The sequence below is a fragment of the Pseudomonas entomophila genome, from assembly GCF_023277925.1.
Taxonomy (GTDB): Bacteria; Pseudomonadota; Gammaproteobacteria; order Pseudomonadales; family Pseudomonadaceae; genus Aquipseudomonas; species Aquipseudomonas entomophila_D.
Genome location: NZ_CP063832.1, coordinates 4,269,777 through 4,290,060, shown reverse-complemented (window position 1 = coordinate 4,290,060; position 20,284 = coordinate 4,269,777). Strand labels below are relative to the sequence as shown.

Here is a 20,284-nt window from a genome sequence, read left to right as displayed (position 1 = left end):
AGTATAACCAGCCTGACCGGCAAGCTGGATCCATATTGGGACGAGCGTCACACCTGGCCATATTGCTGGCCGTGACGCAGCCAGCGGTCGAGCAGCGGGCTGACGTGGCCCGGCCAGCGCGCCAGCAGCGCCTGGGCAGCGTCACGCACGGCGGGCAACAGATCGGCGTCGCGCATCAGGTCGGCGACCTTGAACTGCAGCAGGCCGGTCTGGCGGGTGCCGAGCATCTCGCCGGGGCCGCGCAATTCCAGGTCCTTCTCTGCTATGACGAATCCGTCGTTGGTTTCCCGCATTATTCCCAGGCGTTCCCGGCCGATTTGCGACAGCGGTGGGTGGTACAGCAGCACGCAATGGCTGACCGCGCTGCCCCGGCCAACCCGGCCACGCAGCTGGTGCAACTGGGCCAAACCCAGGCGCTCGGGGTTTTCGATGATCATCAGGCTGGCGTTGGGGACGTCCACGCCCACCTCGATCACCGTGGTGGCGACCAGCAGTTGCAGTTCACCGGCCTTGAACTCGGCCATCACCTCTGCCTTCTGCGCCGGTTTCATGCGCCCGTGGATCAACCCCACGCGCAGTTCGCCCAGTGCACTGCCGAGCTCCTCGAAAGTGCTTTCGGCGGCCTGGCAGGTCAGTTCCTCGGACTCTTCGATCAGGGTGCACACCCAATAGGCCTGGCGCCCTTCGGCGCAGGCGGCGCGGACCCGTTCGACCACTTCGAAACGACGGCTGTCGGCGACCAGCACGGTATTGACCGGTGTACGGCCGGGCGGCAGCTCGTCGAGGATCGAGGTGTCCAGGTCGGCGTAGGCGCTCATGGCCAGGGTGCGTGGGATCGGGGTGGCGGTCATGATCAGCTGGTGCGGGCACAACTGGCCCATCACGCCTTTCTTGCGCAGGGCCAGGCGCTGCTGCACGCCGAAGCGGTGCTGCTCGTCGATGATCGCCAAAGCCAGATGCTTGAACTGCACCTCGTCCTGAAACAGCGCGTGGGTGCCGACCACCATGGGAGTGCCGCTGGCGATCTGCTCGAGGGCGCTGGCGCGGGCTTTGCCCTTGAGCTTGCCGGCCAGCCAGGCGACTTCGATGCCCAGCGGCTCGAGCCAGCGTTTGAAGGTGATGTAGTGCTGTTCGGCGAGGATCTCGGTGGGTGCCATCAAGGCGACCTGGTAACCGGCTTCCAGCGCCTGCAGGGCGGCCAGCGCGGCGACCACGGTCTTGCCGGCGCCCACGTCGCCCTGTACCAGGCGCATCATCGGTTCGGGTTGGCTGAGGTCGTAGGCAATCTCGTTGCCCACGCGCTGTTGGGCGCCGGTCGGGCTGAAACCGAGGTTGGCCAGGTACTGTGCGGGCAAACGGCTGGCCTTGGGCAGTACCGGTGCGCGTAGGCTGCGCAGGCTCTCGCGCAGGCGCTGCTGCGACAGCTGGTGGGTGAGCAGCTCTTCGAAGGCCAGGCGGTGCTGGGCCCAGTGATGGCCTTCGGCAAGTTCATCGAGGTCGGCGTCGGACGGCGGGTTGTGCAGGTAGCGGATCGCGTCGCTGAGCGGCGCCAGTTGGTAGTCGCGGGCCAGCTCGTCGGGCAGCCAGTCGGGCAGGCTGCGCGGGCCGAGTTGGCCCAGGCTCTGCTGGCACAGCAGGCGCAGGCGTTGTTGCGTGAGGCCTTCGGTGGTCGGGTAGATTGGTGTGAGCGTCTGCTCGACTGGCGGCGCCGGTTCGCTGCCATTGAGCGCGCGGTACTCGGGGTGGTAAATCTCCAACCCCGAGGCGCCGGGGCGGGCTTCGCCATAGCAACGCAGATGGGTGCCGCGCTTGAGGCCCTCTTTCTGCGCATTGCTGAAGTGGTAGAAGCGCAGGCTCAACACACCCGTGCCATCGCCCAGGCGCACCACCAGGCTGCGGCGCTTGCCCATGGTTACGTCGGCGCCGCTGACCACGCCTTCGATGACCGCGTCCTGGCCGGGCCGCAACTGGCCGATGGGGACCACGCGGGTACGGTCCTGATAGCGCAGCGGCAGGTGGAACAGCAGGTCCTGCAGGTTCTCCAGGCCGACCTTGGCGAGTTTTTCCGCCATGGCATCGCCAACGCCCTTGAGCGCCGTGACCGGGACGTTCGACAGCTCGGTCATGGGCTCAGGCCGGTTGTTCCACAGGCGCCTTGGCCACCGAGCAGAGGCGGATCGAGTCGGCGAGGATCTCGATGGCCTTCGGCCGCGGGAAGCTGGCGCGCCAGGCGATGGCCACGGTGCGGAATGGTGCTGGCGCGGTCAGCGGGCGAACTTCGATGACACCAGGCGCATAGTGGTGGCTGTGCACTGCGGAGAGCGGCAGGATCGACACGCCGAGCCCCGAGGCGACCATGTGGCGGATGGTTTCCAGCGAGCTGGATTCGACCGTGGTGTGTTTCGAGCCTTCACCGCCCTTGTTGAGCGTGGGGCAGGCTTCCAGCACCTGGTCGCGGAAGCAGTGGCCTTCACCCAGTAACAGCAGGCTCTTGTCGTTGAGCATGGCCGTGTCGATGGTGTCTTTCTGCGTCCAGGGGTGGTCGGCTGGCATCAGTGCGCAGAACGGCTCGTCGTACAGTGGCAGCGTCAGTACATCGGCTTCGTTGAACGGCAAGGCGATGATCACTGCGTCCAGTTCGCCGTTGCGCAGCTTCTCGCGCAGCACATGGGTGAAGTTCTCTTCGATGTACAGCGGCATCTGCGGCGCCACGCGGTGCAGTTGCGGGATCAGGTGCGGGAACAGATAGGGGCCGACGGTATAGATGGCGCCGACCTTGAGCGGGGCGGTGAGCTGGTTCTTGCCGGCCTGGGCCAGTTCGCGAATGCCCTGGGCCTGCTCCAGCACCTTCTGCGCCTGGGCGACGATACTCTCGCCGACCGGCGTGAGGCGCACCGCGCTCTTGCTGCGTTCGAAGATCAGCACGCCCAGCTCGTCCTCGAGCTTTTTCACGCCGACCGACAGCGTGGGCTGGCTGACGTGACAACGCTCGGCCGCGTGGCCGAAGTGCTGCTCTTGGGCGAGGGTGACGATGTAGCGAAGTTCGGTGAGGGTCATAACGTGCGTCCATGAAGTTGCGGCCCCAGCATAGCGGCTGCAATCGATAGACGCACGTTATCAGACTTGCCGTTTTGTGACAGAAACAAAAGTGTCAGCGTCGGTCCAGGGAATAGACGAACGGCGCGACGACTTCGATCGTGCCATTGTTCAGCAACTCAGCCGGCGGCTTCGGTACCGTGCCTGCGCGGCGGATCATCTCCAGCGTCGCCCGGTCCAGCGCCGCGCTGCCCGAGCCTCCGGCCAGCGAGTACGAGACCACCTTGCCCTCGGCATCGACCACAAAGCGCAGCCGATTGATGCCCTGCAGGCCACGACGGCGGGCATCCTCCGGGTACTTCTTGTACTTGGCCAGGTGGCGCAGCAGGTCGCTCTGCCAGCTGGGCAGGGCATTGCTGTTGGAGGCGATGCTCGGTGCCGGCGCGGCCGACTTCTGCGGCTGGGCATTGCTTGGTGGTGTATCCGCCACGTCATTCTTGGCCGGTGGCTCGTCCTTCGGCGGCTCAGGCTTGTTTTCAGGCTTGGGCGGCTGTGGCTTGGCCTTGGGCTTGGGCGGCTTGGGGATGGCGATCTTCGGCTTGGGTGCCTCCACCAGCTTGGGCAGTGGCGGCTCCTCGACCGGCGTTGGCGGCTTGGGCGCAGCCTTGGGCGGTGGTGGTGGCGCCGGCTCCGGCAGCGGTGCCAGCTCGACCATCATCGCTGCCGGGGGCAGCTCGATGGCCTGGGGCACCGACCAGTTGAGCGTCAGCACCACGGCGGCCACGTGCACGCCCAGCACGATGGCCAGGCCAATGCCATAGCGCGCCATGTTCGAGCGCGTCTTCGTCATTTTTTGGCTGCCGTCTCGAGTCCGACCAGACCTACCTTGAGGTAGCCGGCCGCGCGCATGGTGTTCATCACTTCCATCAGGTCGCCGTAGTCGACGCCCTTGTCAGCCTGGAAGAAGATGGTGGTTTCCTTGTCGCCCTTGGTCTTGGCGTCGAGCATCGCGCCAAGTTGGTCGGGTTGGGCCACCTGGTCATCACCGACGTACAGTTTCTTGTCGGCCTTGACGCTGACGAACACCGGCTTTTCGGGCCTGGGCGCGGGTTTCGCGGTCGAGGCGGGCAGGTCGACCTTGATGTCGACCGTGGCCAGGGGCGCCGCCACCATGAAGATGATCAGCAGCACCAGCATCACGTCGATGAACGGCGTGACGTTGATTTCGTGGTTCTCGGCGAGGTCGTCGCCACCTTCGTTGAGATGCAGGCCCATGGCTTACCCCACTTTCACCATGTGCGGGGCGGCGCGCTCGCTGCCCTGGTGGTCCAGGTCGCGGCTGACCAGCAGCAGCACCTGGGCGGAGGCGTCGGAGACCTGGGCCTTGTAGCCGGCAATGGAGCGGGCGAAGACGTTGTAGATGACCACGGCCGGGATCGCCGCGACCAGGCCCAGGGCGGTGGCCAGCAGGGCCTCGGCGATGCCTGGGGCAACCACGGCCAGGTTGGTGGTCTGGGTCTTGGCGATACCAATGAAGCTGTTCATGATGCCCCACACGGTACCGAACAGGCCGACGAACGGCGCGGTGGAACCAATGGTGGCCAGCACGCCGGTGCCGCTGCTCATGGTGCGACCGCTGGCGGCGACCAGGCGCTCCAGGCGGAAGCTGACGCGTTCCTTGATGCCTTCCTTCTCGCGGGCGTTGGCCGACAGGCGCATCTCTTCAAGGGCGTCGTGAACCAGGGTGTGGGCCAGGGTGCCTTCTTTGTTCGAGACGTCGCTGGCTTCTTTCAGGCTCACGGAGCGCTTCAGCGCTGCGATCTCGCCACGCAGGCGGCGCTTGGCGCCCATCAGCTCGAAGCCCTTGGCGATCCAGATGGTCCAGGTGATGATCGAGGCGAGGGCCAGGCCGATCATCACGGCCTTCACCACCACGTCAGCGTTCTTGTACATGCCCCATGGGGACAGGTCATGGGCCATGCCCAGCGAGGTGTCCTCGACCAGCGCCTGCACATTCTCGTCGGCTGGTGCCGGGGCTTGCAGTGCGGTGGTGCCTTCAGCTGGGGCTTGGCCTTCAGTTACCGGTGCGCTGGCGGCGGCCGGGGTGGCGGCTTGGGCGGCTGGCTCATCGGCCATGGCTACCGGGGCCAGCACCAGGCTGAACATCAGCGCGGCGATGGCGCGCCAGGCGCGCGACGGGGTAGGCGAAGCGGAAGGTTGAGTGCGTGTCATGCTGGCCGGACCTGATGAAGAGAAATGGGTTGAGTTCTTCGAGGCCTCGAGGCGGGCCGAGAACAGACAAGGCGGCCATTATTGCAAGTAATTCTTGTTAACAAAAGTAATGTGATTGCTTTTTTTGACCTTGGTATAGCCGTTGATCGCACTAAACCGATAGCCTGAGTCTTTCGTATTAGGAGAATTGGTATGTCAGACGTTTCAGCTTTGATCGTGGGTTGCGGTGACGTGGGCAGCCGCCTTGCCCGCCAACTGCTTGCTCAAGGCTGGCAGGTCAGCGGCTTGCGGCGTTCGGTCGATCAACTGCCCGAAGGCGTGCGGCCTATTGCCGCCGATCTTTCTGATCGCCGCCAACCTGAGGCCTGGCCCGAGCGCGCGCCTGACTACTTGGTGTACTGCGTGGCCGCCAACCAGCATGACGAGGCCGGCTACCAGGCCGCCTATGTCGAGGGGCTACGCCATGTGCTGGGGTGGCTTGAGCGCAACGGCCAGGCGCCGCGCCGCCTGCTGTTCGTTTCCAGCAGCAGTGTCTATGCACAGCAGGATGGCGAGTGGATCGACGAGACCGCCAGCACCGCGCCCGAAGGCTATTCCGGCAAAGTGATGCTGGAAGCGGAGCGCCTGGCCCTTGAAAGTGGCATCCCTGCCAGCATCGTGCGCCTGACCGGTATCTATGGCCCGGGCCGTGAGTGGCTGCTGAGCCAGGTTCGTCAGGGTTATCGCGTAGCCGAGGAGCCGCCGTTGTATGGCAACCGGATCCATGCCGAAGATGCCGCGAGCCTGCTGGCGCATCTGCTACAGGCTGACGCCAAGGGGGTGACGCTCGATGAGTGCTATATCGGCGTGGATGACGACCCGGCACCGCTGGCTGACGTGGTGGCTTGGTTGCGCGCGTACCTTGGGGTAACTGAATGGTCGGATGAGCAGCGGGTCCGGCGTACCGGCAGCAAGCGCTGCAGCAATGCGCGGGCGCGGGCGCTGGGCTGGGTGCCGCAGTACCCGAGCTATAAGGAGGGGTATGCGGCCATTCTGGCAGGGCGTTGAGTGGCAGTTCGCCGGCAAGCCGGCTCCTACAGGTGAAGCGCAATCTGTAGAAGCCGGCTTGCCGGCGAATGGGCTGGCGCTGTCAATCCTTCTCCAGCACCCACTGCCGCGCACCGGGCGTCAGCTGTGGTTTTTCATCAGGCTGGGCAAGATTCACCGCCTGGTAGATTTCCAGGGTGTCGCCGTCACGCTTGAAAATCCATGGTGCACCGCGCTCGTTGCGCTCAAGCCACAGGCTGTCGTTGCCATTGCCAATATCGGCGCAATCGCCGGCCAGGCACAGGGCGAAGCGATCCGGGCCGGGCAGGCCGGTTACGCCGCCAGTGTCGCTGAAACGCACCATGGCGCCTTTGCCCTGGCCTTCGATGATCTTCCAGTCACCGCCCAGGTAGGCCTTGTACAGTGATCTTTCGAAGGTGCCGCCTAGGGGCGTACTACTGTCCGCTGTCCTGGCGCGGACGAAGACCTGTTCGTGGCCCGAAGGGTCGATGGCCTGCAGTTCATTGCCATCAAGTTTGAGCTGCTCGTTCAAGCCGCCCTCGGAGCTGACCTGCCAGCCCTTCTCGTTAGCGCTCAGGCGACCATCGACCGCTTCGAAGCCATTGCTGAAGCTGGCTTGCTGGTTCTTGACGTCGATCTTCCATTCGAACACCGAGCCGTGATCATTCAGGGCTTGGCGCAGGCTGGTGCCCTTTGCGGCGGCGTCGATGGCGGCCTGGTTGATCCAGGTACCGTTGAAATCTTCGGGTTTGTGGCTGGCGCAGCCGCCCAGAAGCAGGGCTGCCAGCGCGAGAGGCAATGCGTGGCGCATGGTGGAAACCTTGAGGCAGGGGGGGGGTGACGGGCGCGGGGCCCGTCACCGGAATGTCACTCGAGGACCAGGATGGCGTCCATCTCGACCTGGGCGCCCTTGGGCAGGGCTGCCACGCCGATGGCGGCGCGGGCCGGGTAGGGCTGCTCGAAGTAGCGGCCCATGATCTCGTTGACCTTGGCGAAGTGGCTCAGGTCGGTGAGGAAGATGTTCAGCTTGACGATGTCCTTGAACGAACCGCCAGCGGCCTCTGCAACCGACTTCAGGTTCTCGAACACCTGCACGGTCTGGGCTTCGAAGCCTTCGACCAGCTCCATGGTTTTCGGGTCCAGCGGGATCTGCCCCGACATGTACACAGTGTTGCCGGCCTTGATCGCCTGCGAGTAGGTGCCGATGGCGGCAGGGGCCTTGTCGCTGTTGATGACAGTCTTGCTCATGATGACTCCTTGCGGTTGGCGGACTACGCACGCATCCGGGTGATGCGGACCACGCCGGTCAAGGTGCGCAGCTTCTTGATCACGCGAGCCAGGTGCACGCGGTCGCGCACGCTGACCACCAGTTGGACCACGCTGATACGGCCGTCGCGTTCGTCCATGCTGATTTTCTCGATGTTGCCGTCGGCGGCGTTGACGCTGCTGGCCAGCAGGGCGATCAGGCCGCGCTGGTGCTCCAGCTCGACGCGCAATTCGACGTTGAATTCGCCGGTGACGTCCTTGGCCCAGGAGAGTTGCAGGCACTTTTCCGGGTTGTGGCGGACTTCACTGATGTTGCGGCAGTCTTCCAGGTGCACGACCATGCCCTTGCCCGCCGACAGGTGGCCGACGATCGGGTCGCCCGGGATCGGGGTGCAGCATTTGGCGTAGCTGAGCACCAGGCCCTCGGTGCCACGGATCGCCAACGGGCCTTCAGGTGTTGGTAGCTGCTCGCCTTCGGCGGACAGCAGGCGACGGGCGACGACATAAGCCATGCGGTTGCCCAGGCCGATGTCCTCGAGCAGGTCTTCGACCAGTTCCAGGCGATACTCGGTGAGGATGCCCTGGATGCGTTCCTGGGGGATCTGCTCCAGGCTGCTGTCGAAGCCGGTCAGCACCTTGTTCAGCAGGCGCTCGCCGAGGCTGATCGACTCGGAGCGGCGCTGTTGCTTGAGGGCGTGGCGGATGTGCGTGCGCGCCTTGCCGGTGACCACGAAGTTGAGCCAGGCCGGGTTGGGGCGTGCGCCCGGAGCGCTGACGATCTCGACGGTCGAGCCGCTCTGCAGCGGCTCGGACAGCGGCGCCAGACGACGGTTGATGCGGCAGGCGATGCAGCTGTTGCCGACGTCGGTGTGCACCGCGTAGGCGAAGTCGACGGCGGTGGAGCCTTTGGGCAGCTCCATGATCCGGCCTTTGGGGGTGAAGACATAGACCTCGTCCGGGAACAGGTCGATCTTCACGCTCTCGATGAATTCCAGCGAGTTGCCGGCGCGTTGCTGCAGCTCGAGGATGCCCTTGACCCACTGACGGGCGCGGGCATGGCTACCCTTGGGTTGTTCTTCCTCGTTCGACTTGTACAGCCAGTGCGCGGCGATGCCGTTGTTGGCCATCTCTTCCATTTCACGGGTGCGGATCTGGATCTCGATGGGCACGCCGTGCATGCCGAACAGCGTGGTGTGCAGCGACTGGTAGCCGTTGGCCTTGGGGATCGCGATGTAGTCCTTGAACCGGCCGGGCAGGGGCTTGTACAGGTTGTGCACGGCACCCAGCACGCGGTAGCAGGTGTCGACCTTGTCGACAATGATGCGGAAGGCGTACACGTCCATGATCTCGGTGAAGGCGCGGCGTTTGCCGCGCATCTTCTTGTAGATGCCATAGAGGTGTTTCTGCCTGCCGCTGACCTCGCCCTCGATACCGTCGGCGGCCAGGCAATTGGCCAGCGAGGTTTCGATCTTGGCGACGATTTCCTTGCGGTTGCCGCGCGCGCTCTTGACCGCCCGGTGGATCAGCGACGAGCGCATTGGGTGCATGGCCTTGAAACCCAGGTCCTCGAACTCCACGCGCACGGTGTGCATGCCCAGGCGATTGGCGATGGGGGCGTAGATCTCAAGGGTTTCCTTGGCGATGCGCCGGCGTTTTTCGCCGGACAGCACTTCCAGGGTGCGCATGTTGTGCAGGCGGTCGGCCAACTTGACCAGGATCACGCGGATGTCGCGGGCCATGGCCATGGCCATCTTCTGGAAGTTTTCGGCTTGCGCCTCGGCTTTCGTTTCGAAGTTCATCTGGGTCAGCTTGCTGACCCCGTCGACCAGTTCGGCGACAGTCTCGCCGAACTGCTGGCTCAAGGCTTCCTTGGCGATGCCGGTGTCTTCGATCACGTCGTGCAGCATGGCCGCCATCAGGCTCTGATGGTCCATGTGCATGTCGGCGAGGATGCTGGCGACCGCCAGTGGGTGGGTCACGTAGGGCTCGCCGCTGCGGCGGCGTTGGCCATCGTGGGCCTGTTCGGCGTAGAAGTAGGCGCGCCGGACCAGGTTGACCTGTTCGGGGCCCAGATACGTCGACAGCCGTTCGGCGAGGGCTTCTATACCCGGCATGGTTTCACCTCTTGCTGAAGAAGAGGGCCTTGCGCCGCACGGTGTCGACTGGGCATCAATCAGACGGCCTCGTTGTTCTCGTCCTCGAACGCGGCGAATACCGGATCCTCGGTGACGATCTCTTCGGCGGCGATGAACTCTGGGGTGACGATGCCTTCGGCGATTTCACGCAGGGCGACGACGGTTGGCTTGTCGTTTTCCCACGCAACGCGTGGCTCTTTGCCGCCGGTCGCGAGCTGGCGGGCGCGCTTGGTCGAGAGCATGACCAGCTCGAAGCGGTTATCCACGTGTTCCAGGCAGTCTTCAACAGTTACGCGGGCCATGGTCTTCCTCAGTAGCAAATGCGGTAGGCGTGCGCCCAGAATGGGCAGGCGGACTCGATAGTTTAAAAAATCACCAGCCAATAGGGAAGGGCTGTTTTGTCGGGTGCCTGTCCGCCAGTGCTGGTTGAGTCGTTTTCGCGGGTTCTGTGGGAGCGGGCTTGCCCACGAAGAAGTCCACACCAAGCCTGAGTCGGACGATAACGGTTCTTGTTATCCGAAAACAACCGCCCCTGACGCGTTAACGCAACATTGCGTCGCGCAGGCGCGGAGTCAGCTCCTCGAACAACGTCTGCACAGAGCGCAAAGCACGGCAATCCGGGCGGGTCAGCAACCACAACTGCGTGTCGCAGCCAGGCAGCGGGCCGCTCAGCGCCTCCACACCGGGCAGGTCATGAACCATGTAGTCGGGCAGCGCCGCCACGCCCAGGCCAGTCGTCACCAGTTGGGCGATGGTCGACATGCCACTGCACTGGTAGCGCGGGATCAGCCCAGGGTGGTGTTGGTTGCGCCAGACCACGGTGGCATGGTCCTGCATGGAGTCGTCGGGGGCGATCCACGGCACACCGGTGGCGGACGCCTGGAGCCGTTCGCGCAGCTCCGGGCGGCCACAGATCACGTAGGACGTCGAGCCCAGGCAGCGGCCGACCAGGTGCTCCGGTGGGGTGTTGGTCAGGCGCAGGGCGATGTCGGCATCGCGCCGGCTGAGGTTGGCGAACGTGTTGGATGTGCCCATCTCCAGCGACAGCGCGGGGTAGTTGGGCATGAAGTCGGCCAGCGCCGGCAGCAGCAGGCTGTGCAGGACCGCTTCGGTGCAGGTCACGCGGACCGTGCCGCTGACCACTTGCTCGCCGCTGGTCAGCGCGATGCGCGCCGCATCCAGCGCCTGTTCGGCGCGCTCGGCCTGCTCGGCGAGGGCCTGGGCGGTGTCGGTGGGCAGGTAGCCCTTGCGACTCTTGACGAACAAGGCGGTGCCCAGCGCCGACTCCAGCCGCCGGATCGAGCGGAATACCGTGGAAACGTCCACCTTGAGCAGTTCGGCGGCCTTTGCCAGCGAGCGGCCGCGCTCCAGTGCCAGGACCAGGGAGAGGTCGGCGTGGTTGATCTGATATTGCATTGATGCACGCTCTGCTTGCCGAAATGCCAATGTCTGTTGCGTGGAGGCCATTTTATAGTGGAACGGCCCCCGGGAATCAATGCAGCCGGTCGGCAACCAGCCCCCACGATGGGTCAGTGAAAAGAACAACAGCAATTCCATCGTCGCCCTTCGAGGCGTCAGCCGTAGCCCCCACATCGCCGCTCCGAATCAAAGGATGTACAGCCATGACGTCGGTCTCCCCGTGCGCCAGTTCTTCCCGCGAGATGAATGAATTCCTGGATGCCCATCCGGATACCCAGTACGTCGACCTGCTGATCTCCGACATGAACGGCGTGGTGCGCGGCAAGCGTATCGAGCGCGCCAGCCTGCACAAGGTCTATGAGAAAGGCATCAACCTGCCGGCTTCGCTGTTCGCCCTGGATATCAATGGCTCGACCGTCGAGAGCACCGGCCTGGGCCTGGACATCGGCGACGCCGACCGTATCTGCTACCCGATCGCCGGTACGCTGTCGGACGAACCATGGCAGAAGCGCCCGACCGCACAGTTGCTGATGACCATGCACGAACTGGACGGCGCACCGTTCTTCGCCGACCCGCGGGAAGTGCTGCGCCAGGTGGTGAGCAAGTTCGACGACCTGGGCCTGGATATCTGCGCCGCGTTCGAGCTGGAGTTCTATCTGATCGACCAGGACAACCTCAACGGCCGCCCGCAGCCGCCGCGCTCGCCGATCTCGGGCAAACGCCCGCAGTCCACTCAGGTGTACCTGATCGATGACCTCGACGAATACGCCGACTGCCTGCAGGACATGCTCGAGGCTGCCAAGGAGCAAGGCCTGCCTGCCGACGCCATCGTCAAGGAGAGCGCGCCGGCGCAGTTCGAAGTGAACCTGCACCACGTCGCCGACCCGCTGAAGGCTTGCGATTACGCGATCCTGCTCAAGCGCCTGATCAAGAACGTCGCCTACGACCATGAGATGGACACCACGTTCATGGCCAAGCCCTACCCGGGCCAGGCCGGCAACGGCCTGCACGTGCACATCTCGCTGCTGGACAAGAAGACCGGCAAGAACATCTTCGCCCAAGAAGACCCGCTGCAGAGCGACACCCTGCGCCACGCCATCGGTGGCGTGCTGGAGACCATGCCGGCATCGATGGCTTTCCTCTGCCCGAACATCAATTCCTACCGCCGCTTCGGTGCCCAGTTCTACGTGCCCAATGCTCCAAGCTGGGGCCTGGACAACCGTACCGTGGCGGTCCGCGTACCGACTGATAGCAGCGAAAACGTGCGTATCGAGCACCGCGTGGCCGGCGCCGACGCCAACCCGTACCTGATGCTCGCGGCGATCCTCGCCGGCATCCACCACGGGCTGACCAACCAGGTTGAGCCGGATGCGCCGATCGAAGGCAACTCGTACGAGCAACTGGAACAAAGCCTGCCGAACAACTTGCGCGACGCCCTGCGTGCGCTGGACGACAGCGAAGTGCTCAACCAATACATCAGCCCGGACTACATCGATATCTTCGTGGCTTGCAAGGAGAGCGAGCTGGCCGAGTTCGAAGTGTCGATCTCCGACCTCGAGTACAACTGGTACCTGCACACGGTGTAAGCCCATGAGCGCAATTGCGGTCCCCTTGATCGGTGTCAGCGCCTGCCGCCAGCAGGTGGGGAAGAACTCGTCGCACACGGTGGGCGACAAGTATGTCGAGGCCGCAGGCTTTGCCGGGCTGCCGCTGATCCTGCCAGCGCGTGACGGCGGCAGCGACACGCAGGCGCTGCTGGCGCGGCTCGACGGCATTCTTTTTACCGGTTCACCTTCAAATGTCGAGCCGCATCATTACAATGGCGCGCCCAGCGCGGAAGGTACCCGGCACGATCTTGCCCGTGACCGTCTGACCTTGCCGCTGCTGCAGGCGGCGATTGCCGCTGGCGTGCCGGTGTTCTGCGTCTGTCGTGGCTTCCAGGAACTGAATGTGGCCCTGGGTGGCAGCCTGCACCAGCGCGTGCAGGAACTGCCCGGTTACCTGGACCACCGCGAACCTGAGGATGCACCCCTGGAGGTGCAGTACGGCCCTCGTCATCCTGTCGGCATCGAGCTGGGCGGGATGTTCGAGCGCCTGGGCCTGGCTGCGCGGTTCGAGGTCAACTCGCTGCACAGCCAGGGCATCGATCGCCTGGCCTCGGGCCTGCGCGTCGAGGCACGGGCCCCGGATGGCCTGATCGAAGCGGTGTCGATGCCTGATGCGCCGGGCTTTGTACTCGGTGTGCAGTGGCACCCTGAATGGCGTTTCGCCGAAAACCCGGTTTCGCTGCGCCTGTTCGAGGCGTTCCGCGAAGCCTGCATTGCCCATGCTGCACGGGAAGGTGTGCGTCCGAAAACAGTGTGACGTTAGCCGAAGGTCTTGGATGACCGTGCCCCTACCGCGAGCTTTCAATGAGTGAAAGCGGGCCCTCTACGGCGGGCCTGTGAAAACAATTCCAATAGTTACGGCACAGACTCATGAATGAATACACAGAAGCCGGCCGCCCACCCGACGCGGCCGACTCGGGCAACACCCAGCGCGGCAAGGGCCTGGCCAAAGGCCGCCTCGGCCTGCTGGCCAGCGTGGTGCTGGGCATTTCCACCATCGCCCCGGTCTATACCCTGACCGGCGCGCTCGGCCCGACCGTGCGCGAGGTCGGCGCGCACCTGCCGGCGGTGTTCATCGTCGGCTTCCTGCCGATGCTACTGGTTGCCCTCGGCTACCGTGAGCTCAACTCGGCAGAGCCTGACAGCGGCACGTCCTTTACCTGGTCGGCCCGTGCCTTCGGCCCGATGATCGGCTGGATCGGCGGCTGGGGGTTGGTGGTCGCCACCACCATCGTGCTGTCCAACCTCGCAGGAGTGGCGGTCGATTTCTTCTATCTGTTCATCGCCCAGATCACCGGCAACCAGGAGCTGGCAGCCCTGGCGGACAACTTATTGATCAACGTCGTCACGTGTTGCGTGTTCATCGCCCTGGCGGTGTGGATCTGTTGTCGTGGCATGGCCACCACCATGACCGTGCAGTACGGGCTGGTAGCCTTGCAGTTGCTGGTGTTGATCGGTTTCGCTTTTGCCGCCTTCAGCGAGACCACGGCGCCGCCGCCGCTGGCATTCGATCTTGCCTGGTTCAACCCGTTCGGCGTCGAGTCGTTCTCGGCGTTCGCCGCTGGCCTGTCGCTGTCGATCTTCATCTTCTGGGGTTGGGACGTATGCCTGACCGTCAGCGAAGAGTCGGTTGGCAGTGAAGAGGTACCGGGCAAGGCCGCCACCTGGACGGTGTTGCTGATTCTAGGCCTGTACCTGCTGACCGCCATTGCCACCCTGCAGTTCGCCGGGATCAGCGAAGATGGCCTGGGCCTGAACAACCCGCGCATCCAGGAGAACGTCTTCGCCCACTTGGCCGGGCCGGTCATGGGGCCGCTGGCGATCCTGATGTCGATCGCGGTGCTGGCCAGTACTGCGGCGTCGCTGCAATCGACCTTCGTCTCGCCTGCGCGCACCTTGCTGGCCATGGGTTACTACGGCGCCGTGCCGCAGCGCTTTGCCAAGGTCTGCCCGCGTTCGCAGACCCCGCGCTACGCGACCATCTGCGCCGGGGTCGCCGCTGGCCTGTTCTACGTGACCATGCGCACCCTGAGCGAGAACGTGCTGGCCGACACCATCACCGCCCTGGGCATGATGATCTGCTTCTACTACTCACTGACCGCGTTCGCCTGCGTGTGGTACTTCCGCCACAGCCTGTTCGACAGCCTGCGCCACTTCTTCATGCGCGGCGCGTGCCCGCTGGTGGGCGGGGTGATCCTGTCGGTGATCTTCGTGCGCACGGCGATCGACAGCGCCTCGCCGGATTTCGGCAGCGGCTCGCATGTGGGGGGACTGGGGTTGGTGTTCGTGATCGCGGCGATCATCTCGGCGCTGGGGATCGTGCTGATGATGCTCTCGCGCCTGCGGGCGCCGGCGTATTTCCTGGGGGCTACCCTGCGTCAGCAGGCGACCCTTCAGTTACAGGAATGAAGAATGGGGCTGCTTTGCAGCACTTCGCCGGCGAGCCGGCTCCTACGGGTTGGGTGTCGCACCTGTAGGACCCGGCCTGCCGGCGAATGCACGCTCAGCCGACCAGCTGTTCCAGCAGCGCCCCATGGCGCTGTTGCTGTTTCTTCAGCAGCAGGCGATTTGCCTTGAACACCGCCTTCAACTCCTCCAGCGCCACACCGAAGTCATCGTTGATGATGACGTAGTCATACTCGTCGTAGTGCACCATCTCGCTGACCGCTTCCTTCATGCGCCCGGCGATGATCTCCTCGCTGTCCTGGCCGCGGCCATCAAGACGCTGGCGCAGGGCCTCCTGGCTCGGCGGCAGGATGAACACCGAGAGCGCCTCAGGCATGAGCTTGCGCACCTGCTGGGCGCCTTGCCAGTCGATCTCCAGGATCAGGTCGTAGCCCTGGTCGAGGGTTTCCTGCAGGGCGCTGCGCGAAGTGCCGTAGAAGTTGCCGAATACCTCGGCGTGCTCCAGGAAGTCGCCCTTGGCGATCAACGCCTTGAACTCTTCATGGATGACGAAGTGATAGTTCACGCCGTGCTCTTCGCCTGGGCGCATGGTGCGGGTGGTGTGCGAGACCGAAACGCGGACGTGCTGGTCGTCCCTGATCAGCGCCGTGACCAGGCTGGTCTTGCCGGCGCCGGATGGGGCCGAAACGATATAGAGGGTGCCGCTGCTGTGGTTCATGGTAGGGGTGGCCTTACTCGATGTTCTGTACTTGTTCACGCATCTGCTCGATCAGTACCTTCAGGTTGACCGCCGCTTGCGTGCTGCGCGGGTCGAAGGCCTTGGAGCCCAGGGTGTTGGCTTCGCGGTTGAGTTCCTGCATCAGGAAGTCCAGGCGCCGGCCGGCGGCGCCGCCGGACTTGAGCACCCGGCGCACCTCGGTGACATGGGTGCTGAGGCGGTCCAGCTCTTCAGCGACGTCGCTCTTCTGGGCCAGCAGGACCATCTCCTGCTCCAGGCGCTGCGGGTCGAGCTCGGCCTTCATGTCGCCGAAGCGGTCGAGGATCTTCTGCCGTTGCACGGCCAGCATCTGTGGCACCAGGGTGCGTAGAGTGGCGACCTCGGTGGCCATGCTGTCCAGGCGCTCGTTGATCAGGCGGGCCAGCTCGACGCCTTCACGTTGACGACCAGCCTTGAGTTCGGTCAGGGCTTCGTCGAACAGGGCGATGGCTTCGGCGTTCAGTGCCTGGGGGTCGGTGGCGTCCGCCACCAGCACGCCTGGCCAGGCCAGTACTTCCAGCGGATTGAGCGGCGCTGGCTGCTTGATCAGGCTGGCCACGGTCTCGGCGGCGGCGACCAGTTGCGCGGCGCGTTCACGGTCGACCTGCAATGGCTTGCCAGTGCTGTCTTCGTTCAGACGCAGGGTGCACTCGACCTTGCCGCGCGACAGCCCTTGGCGCAGTCCTTCGCGTACCGCGCCCTCGAGGTCGCGCAGGGCCTCGGGCAGGCGCAGGTGGGGTTCGAGATAACGATGGTTGACCGAGCGGAGCTCCCAGACCAGGGTGCCTTGGCTGCCAGCGCGCTCGACACGAGCAAAAGCGGTCATGCTGTGCACCATGGGGAGTACCTCGCGTAATTCGGGTGAGCGGGAAAGCCTTTCGGCTGCAAGGCGCAGGATTGTAGCGCAGTGCGGCCCAGGCGCCCAATCCAGCCATGCTACAGGCGCGCCGTGGCGGTGATGGGAAAAGTCGACAGGCTGCCCCGAGTGCGACGATAGGCATGTCCTCGCCGGGCGTCGCGCCCTATAATGCTCGGCAGATTCAAAGTCCCGGTACAGGTATCCCAGATGAAACGTCCAAGTGGTCGCGCCGCCGATCAGCTCCGCTCGATCCGCATCACCCGCAACTACACCAAGCACGCCGAGGGGTCGGTACTGGTCGAGTTCGGTGACACCAAGGTCATCTGCACGGTCAGCGTCGAAAATGGTGTTCCCCGCTTCCTCAAAGGTCAGGGTCAAGGCTGGCTGACCGCCGAGTACGGCATGCTGCCGCGCTCCACTGGCGAGCGTAACCAGCGCGAGGCCAGCCGCGGCAAGCAAGGCGGCCGCACCCTCGAGATCCAGCGCCTGATTGGCCGCTCCCTGCGCGCCGCGCTGGACATGAGCAAGCTGGGTGACATCACGCTGTACGTCGACTGCGACGTGATCCAGGCCGACGGCGGCACCCGCACCGCGTCGATCACCGGCGCCATGGTTGCCCTGTGCGACGCCCTGGCAGTGATCAAGAAACGTGGCGGCCTCAAGGGTGGCAACCCGCTCAAGCACATGATCGCCGCGGTGTCGGTGGGCATGTACCAGGGCGAGGCCGTGCTCGACCTCGACTACCTCGAGGACTCCGCCGCCGAGACCGACCTGAACGTGGTCATGACCAGTGCTGGAGGTTTCATCGAAGTGCAGGGCACCGCCGAAGGCGCGCCGTTCCAGCCTGAAGACTTCAACGCCATGCTGGCGCTGGCGCAGAAGGGCATGGGCGAGATCTTCGAGCTGCAGCAGGCCGCGTTGGCCGACTGACCGTTCTTACGGATGCAAAAAAGCCGACGTGAAGTCGGCTTTCTTGTATTTGGAGGCCTCAGATGGTGAGGGTCCAGTCGTAGTCCACGATCAGCGGCGCATGGCGCGAGAAGCGTGGCTGGCGCGGCAGGCGGGCATTGCGCACGAAACGGCGCAGGCCTGGGGTGAGGATCTGGTAGTCGAACCGGTAACCCAGGTTGAGCATTTCTGCCTGCTCGTTGTCCGGCCACCAGCTGTACTGGTCGCCTTCGCGGCTGACTTCGCGCAGCGCGTCGACATAGCCCATGTCGCCGGTGATGGCGTCCATCCAGGCACGCTCAGGCGGCAGGAAACCGACCGACTGCTGGCTGTCGCGCCAGTTCTTGATGTCGAGCTTCTGCTGCGCCACGTAAAACGAGCCGCAATAGATGTACTCGCGACGCTTGCGACGCTGCTTGTCCAGGTACTTGGCGAAGTCGTCCATCAACTTGAATTTCTGGTTCAAGTCGTCGTCGCCGTTCATGCCTGAAGGTAGCAGCAGGGTGGCAATACTGACTTTGTCGAAGTCTGCTTGCAGGTAACGCCCGTAGCGGTCGGCTGTCTCGAAGCCCAGGCCTGTGATGACTGCCTTGGGCTGCATGCGCGAGTAGAGTGCCACGCCACCTTGGGTGGGCACCTCCGCGTCGCAGGCGTAAAGGAAATAGCCATCGAGCTGGAAAGCTGGGTCGTCGAGTTCAAAGGCCGAGGCGCGGGTATCCTGAAGGCAGATGACGTCGGCATTCTGGGCTTGCAACCAGCTGAGCAATCCACGCTCGGCCGCAGCCTGAATGCCATTTACGTTCACACTGATGATCCGCATAAATGGCCCCAAAAATCTCGTGCGTGTATGATACCCGAGCTCAACACATTTAGCTAAATCCGTGGTGTCCGGGACCTTTCATGCAGCCGTATCAGCGCGACTTCATCCGTTTTGCCATCGATCGCGGCGTTCTGCGCTTCGGTGAGTTCACCCTGAAATCGGGGCGTACCAGCCCGTACTTCTTCAATGCCGGCCTGTTCAACACAGGTTCCGCGCTCGCCCAGCTGGGGCGTTGCTACGCGGGGGCCATCGTCGACAGCAAGATCCCGTTCGACGTGTTGTTCGGCCCCGCCTACAAGGGCATCCCGTTGGCTGCGGCCACTGCGGTGCAATTGGCCGAGCAGCACCAGCTCGACGTGCCATGGTGCTTCAACCGCAAAGAGGCCAAGGATCACGGCGAAGGCGGCAGCCTGGTCGGCGCCCCGCTGGCCGGTAATGTGCTGATCATCGATGACGTGATCACCGCCGGTACCGCCATCCGCGAAGTGATGCAGATCATCAGCAATCAACAGGCCAAGGCCGCCGGCGTGCTGATCGCGCTGAACCGCGAGGAGCGTGGCAATGGCGAGCTGTCGGCGATCCAGGAAGTCGAGCGCGACTTTGGTATCCCGGTGGTCAGCATCGTTTCGCTCACACAGGTGCTGGAGTTCCTGGCGGATGACCCGCAGCTCAAGCAGCACCTGCCGGCGGTCGAGGCGTACCGGGCGCAATACGGGATCTGACTCCGGCCCGACAATGAAAAAGGCGACCCAATGGGTCGCCTTTTTTGTTTGCCCTGGCCTCTTCGCCGGCAAGCCGGTGAAAGAGCCCTTCAGGTCGATCAGTGCCGCTTGCGGTTGGTGATCAGGGTGCCCACACCGCTATCGGTGAAGATTTCCAGCAGCACGGCGTTCGGTACGCGGCCGTCGATGATGTGCGAGCTGTTCACGCCACCCTGGACTGCGTCCAGCGCGCACTTGATCTTCGGCAGCATGCCGCCATAGATGGTGCCATCGGCGATCAGCTCGTTGACCTGCTCGGTGGTCAGCCCGGTCAGCACCTGGCCCTGCTTGTCCATCAGGCCGGCGATGTTGGTCAGCAGCATCAGCTTCTCGGCTTTCAGTGCCTCGGCCACCTTGCCGGCCACCAGGTCGGCGTTGATGTTGTACGACTCACCGTTTGAGCCCACGCCGATCGGCGCGATCACCGGGATGAAGTCACCCTTGACCAGCATGTTCAGCAGGTCGGTGTTGACGCTCACCACCTCACCCACGTGGCCGATATCGATGATTTCCGGGGTGGTCATCTCGGGGGTCTGGCGGGTGACGGTGAGCTTGCGCGCGCGGATCAGCTCCGCGTCCTTGCCGGTCAGGCCGATGGCGCTGCCGCCGTGGCGGTTGATCAGGTTGACGATATCCTTGTTGACCTGGCCGCCCAGGACCATCTCCACCACGTCCATGGTCGCCGCGTCGGTGACGCGCATGCCGTCGATGAAGTGGCTCTCGATCGACAGGCGCTTGAGCAGGTCGCCGATTTGCGGGCCGCCGCCGTGCACGACCACCGGGTTGATGCCCACGGCCTTCATCAGCACGATGTCACGGGCGAAGCCGGTCTTGAGCTCCTCGCTCTCCATCGCGTTGCCGCCGTACTTGATCACCAGGGTCTTGCCGACGAAACGGCGGATGTAAGGCAGTGCTTCGGACAAAACCTCGGCTACATGGGAAGCGGCATCGCGATCGAGGGTCATGCAGGGCTCCAGGTAAGGAACGGATA

The 20,284-nt window shown here is 64.2% G+C and carries 20 protein-coding genes; 6 read left to right on the top strand and 14 right to left on the bottom strand.

The features are described 5' to 3' along the window. Positions 1-47 precede the first annotated feature (47 nt). From recG to exbB, 5 genes are all read right to left on the bottom strand, one after another. Positions 48-2,126 (bottom strand): ATP-dependent DNA helicase RecG, encoded by a 2,079-nt coding sequence (gene recG, locus IM733_RS19035; RefSeq protein WP_248918022.1) that lies wholly within the window; start codon positions 2,124-2,126, stop codon positions 48-50. A 4-nt stretch (positions 2,127-2,130) separates the two neighbouring features. Then, positions 2,131-3,057 (bottom strand): hydrogen peroxide-inducible genes activator, encoded by a 927-nt coding sequence (locus IM733_RS19030; protein ID WP_011536417.1) that lies wholly within the window; start codon positions 3,055-3,057, stop codon positions 2,131-2,133. A 94-nt stretch (positions 3,058-3,151) separates the two neighbouring features. Next, positions 3,152-3,886: an energy transducer TonB gene (locus IM733_RS19025; protein ID WP_248918021.1), complete on the bottom strand. Its 735-nt coding sequence runs from the start codon at positions 3,884-3,886 to the stop codon at positions 3,152-3,154. Beyond that, on the bottom strand, positions 3,883-4,311 hold the full coding sequence (gene exbD, locus IM733_RS19020; RefSeq protein WP_240066723.1) for a TonB system transport protein ExbD: 429 nt from the start codon (positions 4,309-4,311) through the stop codon (positions 3,883-3,885). The genes IM733_RS19025 and exbD overlap by 4 nt, the downstream gene beginning before the upstream one ends. 3 nt (positions 4,312-4,314) lie before the next feature. After that, positions 4,315-5,268: a tonB-system energizer ExbB gene (gene exbB / locus IM733_RS19015; protein ID WP_248918020.1), complete on the bottom strand. Its 954-nt coding sequence runs from the start codon at positions 5,266-5,268 to the stop codon at positions 4,315-4,317. 192 nt (positions 5,269-5,460) lie between these two features. On the opposite strand from exbB, the gene IM733_RS19010 reads away from it, so the two are divergent. Next, positions 5,461-6,315, top strand: coding sequence for an SDR family oxidoreductase (locus tag IM733_RS19010; protein WP_248918019.1), 855 nt, complete (start codon positions 5,461-5,463; stop codon positions 6,313-6,315). 82 nt (positions 6,316-6,397) lie between these two features. Here the strand turns inward: IM733_RS19010 and IM733_RS19005 are convergent, their stop codons facing one another. From IM733_RS19005 to IM733_RS18985, 5 genes are all read right to left on the bottom strand, one after another. Beyond that, positions 6,398-7,126, bottom strand: coding sequence for a hypothetical protein (locus tag IM733_RS19005; protein WP_248918018.1), 729 nt, complete (start codon positions 7,124-7,126; stop codon positions 6,398-6,400). Between the two features lie 56 nt (positions 7,127-7,182). Continuing rightward, complete coding sequence (locus IM733_RS19000; protein WP_011536411.1) at positions 7,183-7,563, bottom strand: RidA family protein; 381 nt, start codon at positions 7,561-7,563, stop codon at positions 7,183-7,185. 23 nt (positions 7,564-7,586) lie between these two features. Further along, on the bottom strand, positions 7,587-9,695 hold the full coding sequence (spoT, locus tag IM733_RS18995; RefSeq protein WP_248918017.1) for a bifunctional GTP diphosphokinase/guanosine-3',5'-bis pyrophosphate 3'-pyrophosphohydrolase: 2,109 nt from the start codon (positions 9,693-9,695) through the stop codon (positions 7,587-7,589). A gap of 59 nt (positions 9,696-9,754) precedes the next feature. Then, complete coding sequence (gene rpoZ / locus IM733_RS18990; protein ID WP_008091595.1) at positions 9,755-10,018, bottom strand: DNA-directed RNA polymerase subunit omega; 264 nt, start codon at positions 10,016-10,018, stop codon at positions 9,755-9,757. 238 nt (positions 10,019-10,256) lie between these two features. Next, entirely contained in the window at positions 10,257-11,132 is an 876-nt protein-coding gene (locus IM733_RS18985) for a LysR family transcriptional regulator (protein WP_248918016.1), read from the bottom strand. Positions 11,133-11,338: 206 nt separating this feature from the next. On the opposite strand from IM733_RS18985, the gene IM733_RS18980 reads away from it, so the two are divergent. From IM733_RS18980 to IM733_RS18970, 3 genes are all read left to right on the top strand, one after another. Next, on the top strand, positions 11,339-12,721 hold the full coding sequence (locus tag IM733_RS18980) for a glutamine synthetase family protein (protein ID WP_432760375.1): 1,383 nt from the start codon (positions 11,339-11,341) through the stop codon (positions 12,719-12,721). Positions 12,722-12,725: 4 nt separating this feature from the next. Beyond that, complete coding sequence (locus IM733_RS18975; protein WP_248918015.1) at positions 12,726-13,499, top strand: gamma-glutamyl-gamma-aminobutyrate hydrolase family protein; 774 nt, start codon at positions 12,726-12,728, stop codon at positions 13,497-13,499. A gap of 113 nt (positions 13,500-13,612) precedes the next feature. Continuing rightward, positions 13,613-15,151, top strand: a complete 1,539-nt coding sequence (locus IM733_RS18970) for an APC family permease (RefSeq protein ID WP_248918014.1) — start codon at positions 13,613-13,615, stop codon at positions 15,149-15,151. 94 nt (positions 15,152-15,245) lie between these two features. Here IM733_RS18970 and gmk read toward each other — a convergent pair whose 3' ends face one another. Continuing rightward, entirely contained in the window at positions 15,246-15,866 is a 621-nt protein-coding gene (gene gmk, locus IM733_RS18965) for a guanylate kinase (RefSeq protein WP_248918013.1), read from the bottom strand. Between the two features lie 13 nt (positions 15,867-15,879). Beyond that, complete coding sequence (locus tag IM733_RS18960) at positions 15,880-16,743, bottom strand: YicC/YloC family endoribonuclease (protein WP_011536404.1); 864 nt, start codon at positions 16,741-16,743, stop codon at positions 15,880-15,882. A gap of 228 nt (positions 16,744-16,971) precedes the next feature. Here IM733_RS18960 and rph point away from each other — a divergent pair, with 228 nt between their 5' ends. Then, positions 16,972-17,694, top strand: a complete 723-nt coding sequence (gene rph / locus IM733_RS18955; RefSeq protein WP_011536403.1) for a ribonuclease PH — start codon at positions 16,972-16,974, stop codon at positions 17,692-17,694. Positions 17,695-17,752: 58 nt separating this feature from the next. On the opposite strand, the gene IM733_RS18950 is transcribed toward rph, so the two are convergent. After that, positions 17,753-18,532: an exodeoxyribonuclease III gene (locus IM733_RS18950; protein ID WP_011536402.1), complete on the bottom strand. Its 780-nt coding sequence runs from the start codon at positions 18,530-18,532 to the stop codon at positions 17,753-17,755. 80 nt (positions 18,533-18,612) lie between these two features. Here IM733_RS18950 and pyrE point away from each other — a divergent pair, with 80 nt between their 5' ends. After that, positions 18,613-19,254, top strand: coding sequence for an orotate phosphoribosyltransferase (gene pyrE / locus IM733_RS18945; RefSeq protein ID WP_248918012.1), 642 nt, complete (start codon positions 18,613-18,615; stop codon positions 19,252-19,254). A gap of 98 nt (positions 19,255-19,352) precedes the next feature. Here pyrE and argB read toward each other — a convergent pair whose 3' ends face one another. Next, complete coding sequence (gene argB / locus IM733_RS18940; RefSeq protein WP_248918011.1) at positions 19,353-20,258, bottom strand: acetylglutamate kinase; 906 nt, start codon at positions 20,256-20,258, stop codon at positions 19,353-19,355. Positions 20,259-20,284 lie beyond the last annotated feature (26 nt).

Bases quoted from the DNA above. Each gene is read 5' to 3' on its own strand.
- recG (WP_248918022.1), bottom strand. From the start codon at position 2,126: ATGACCGAGCTGTCGAACGTCCCGGTCACGGCGCTCAAGGGCGTTGGC.
- IM733_RS19030 (WP_011536417.1), bottom strand. From the start codon at position 3,057: ATGACCCTCACCGAACTTCGCTACATCGTCACCCTCGCCCAAGAGCAG.
- IM733_RS19025 (WP_248918021.1), bottom strand. From the start codon at position 3,886: ATGACGAAGACGCGCTCGAACATGGCGCGCTATGGCATTGGCCTGGCC.
- exbD (WP_240066723.1), bottom strand. From the start codon at position 4,311: ATGGGCCTGCATCTCAACGAAGGTGGCGACGACCTCGCCGAGAACCAC.
- exbB (WP_248918020.1), bottom strand. From the start codon at position 5,268: ATGACACGCACTCAACCTTCCGCTTCGCCTACCCCGTCGCGCGCCTGG.
- IM733_RS19010 (WP_248918019.1), top strand. From the start codon at position 5,461: ATGTCAGACGTTTCAGCTTTGATCGTGGGTTGCGGTGACGTGGGCAGC.
- IM733_RS19005 (WP_248918018.1), bottom strand. From the start codon at position 7,126: ATGCGCCACGCATTGCCTCTCGCGCTGGCAGCCCTGCTTCTGGGCGGC.
- IM733_RS19000 (WP_011536411.1), bottom strand. From the start codon at position 7,563: ATGAGCAAGACTGTCATCAACAGCGACAAGGCCCCTGCCGCCATCGGC.
- spoT (WP_248918017.1), bottom strand. From the start codon at position 9,695: ATGCCGGGTATAGAAGCCCTCGCCGAACGGCTGTCGACGTATCTGGGC.
- rpoZ (WP_008091595.1), bottom strand. From the start codon at position 10,018: ATGGCCCGCGTAACTGTTGAAGACTGCCTGGAACACGTGGATAACCGC.
- IM733_RS18985 (WP_248918016.1), bottom strand. From the start codon at position 11,132: ATGCAATATCAGATCAACCACGCCGACCTCTCCCTGGTCCTGGCACTG.
- IM733_RS18980 (WP_432760375.1), top strand. From the start codon at position 11,339: ATGACGTCGGTCTCCCCGTGCGCCAGTTCTTCCCGCGAGATGAATGAA.
- IM733_RS18975 (WP_248918015.1), top strand. From the start codon at position 12,726: ATGAGCGCAATTGCGGTCCCCTTGATCGGTGTCAGCGCCTGCCGCCAG.
- IM733_RS18970 (WP_248918014.1), top strand. From the start codon at position 13,613: ATGAATGAATACACAGAAGCCGGCCGCCCACCCGACGCGGCCGACTCG.
- gmk (WP_248918013.1), bottom strand. From the start codon at position 15,866: ATGAACCACAGCAGCGGCACCCTCTATATCGTTTCGGCCCCATCCGGC.
- IM733_RS18960 (WP_011536404.1), bottom strand. From the start codon at position 16,743: ATGGTGCACAGCATGACCGCTTTTGCTCGTGTCGAGCGCGCTGGCAGC.
- rph (WP_011536403.1), top strand. From the start codon at position 16,972: ATGAAACGTCCAAGTGGTCGCGCCGCCGATCAGCTCCGCTCGATCCGC.
- IM733_RS18950 (WP_011536402.1), bottom strand. From the start codon at position 18,532: ATGCGGATCATCAGTGTGAACGTAAATGGCATTCAGGCTGCGGCCGAG.
- pyrE (WP_248918012.1), top strand. From the start codon at position 18,613: ATGCAGCCGTATCAGCGCGACTTCATCCGTTTTGCCATCGATCGCGGC.
- argB (WP_248918011.1), bottom strand. From the start codon at position 20,258: ATGACCCTCGATCGCGATGCCGCTTCCCATGTAGCCGAGGTTTTGTCC.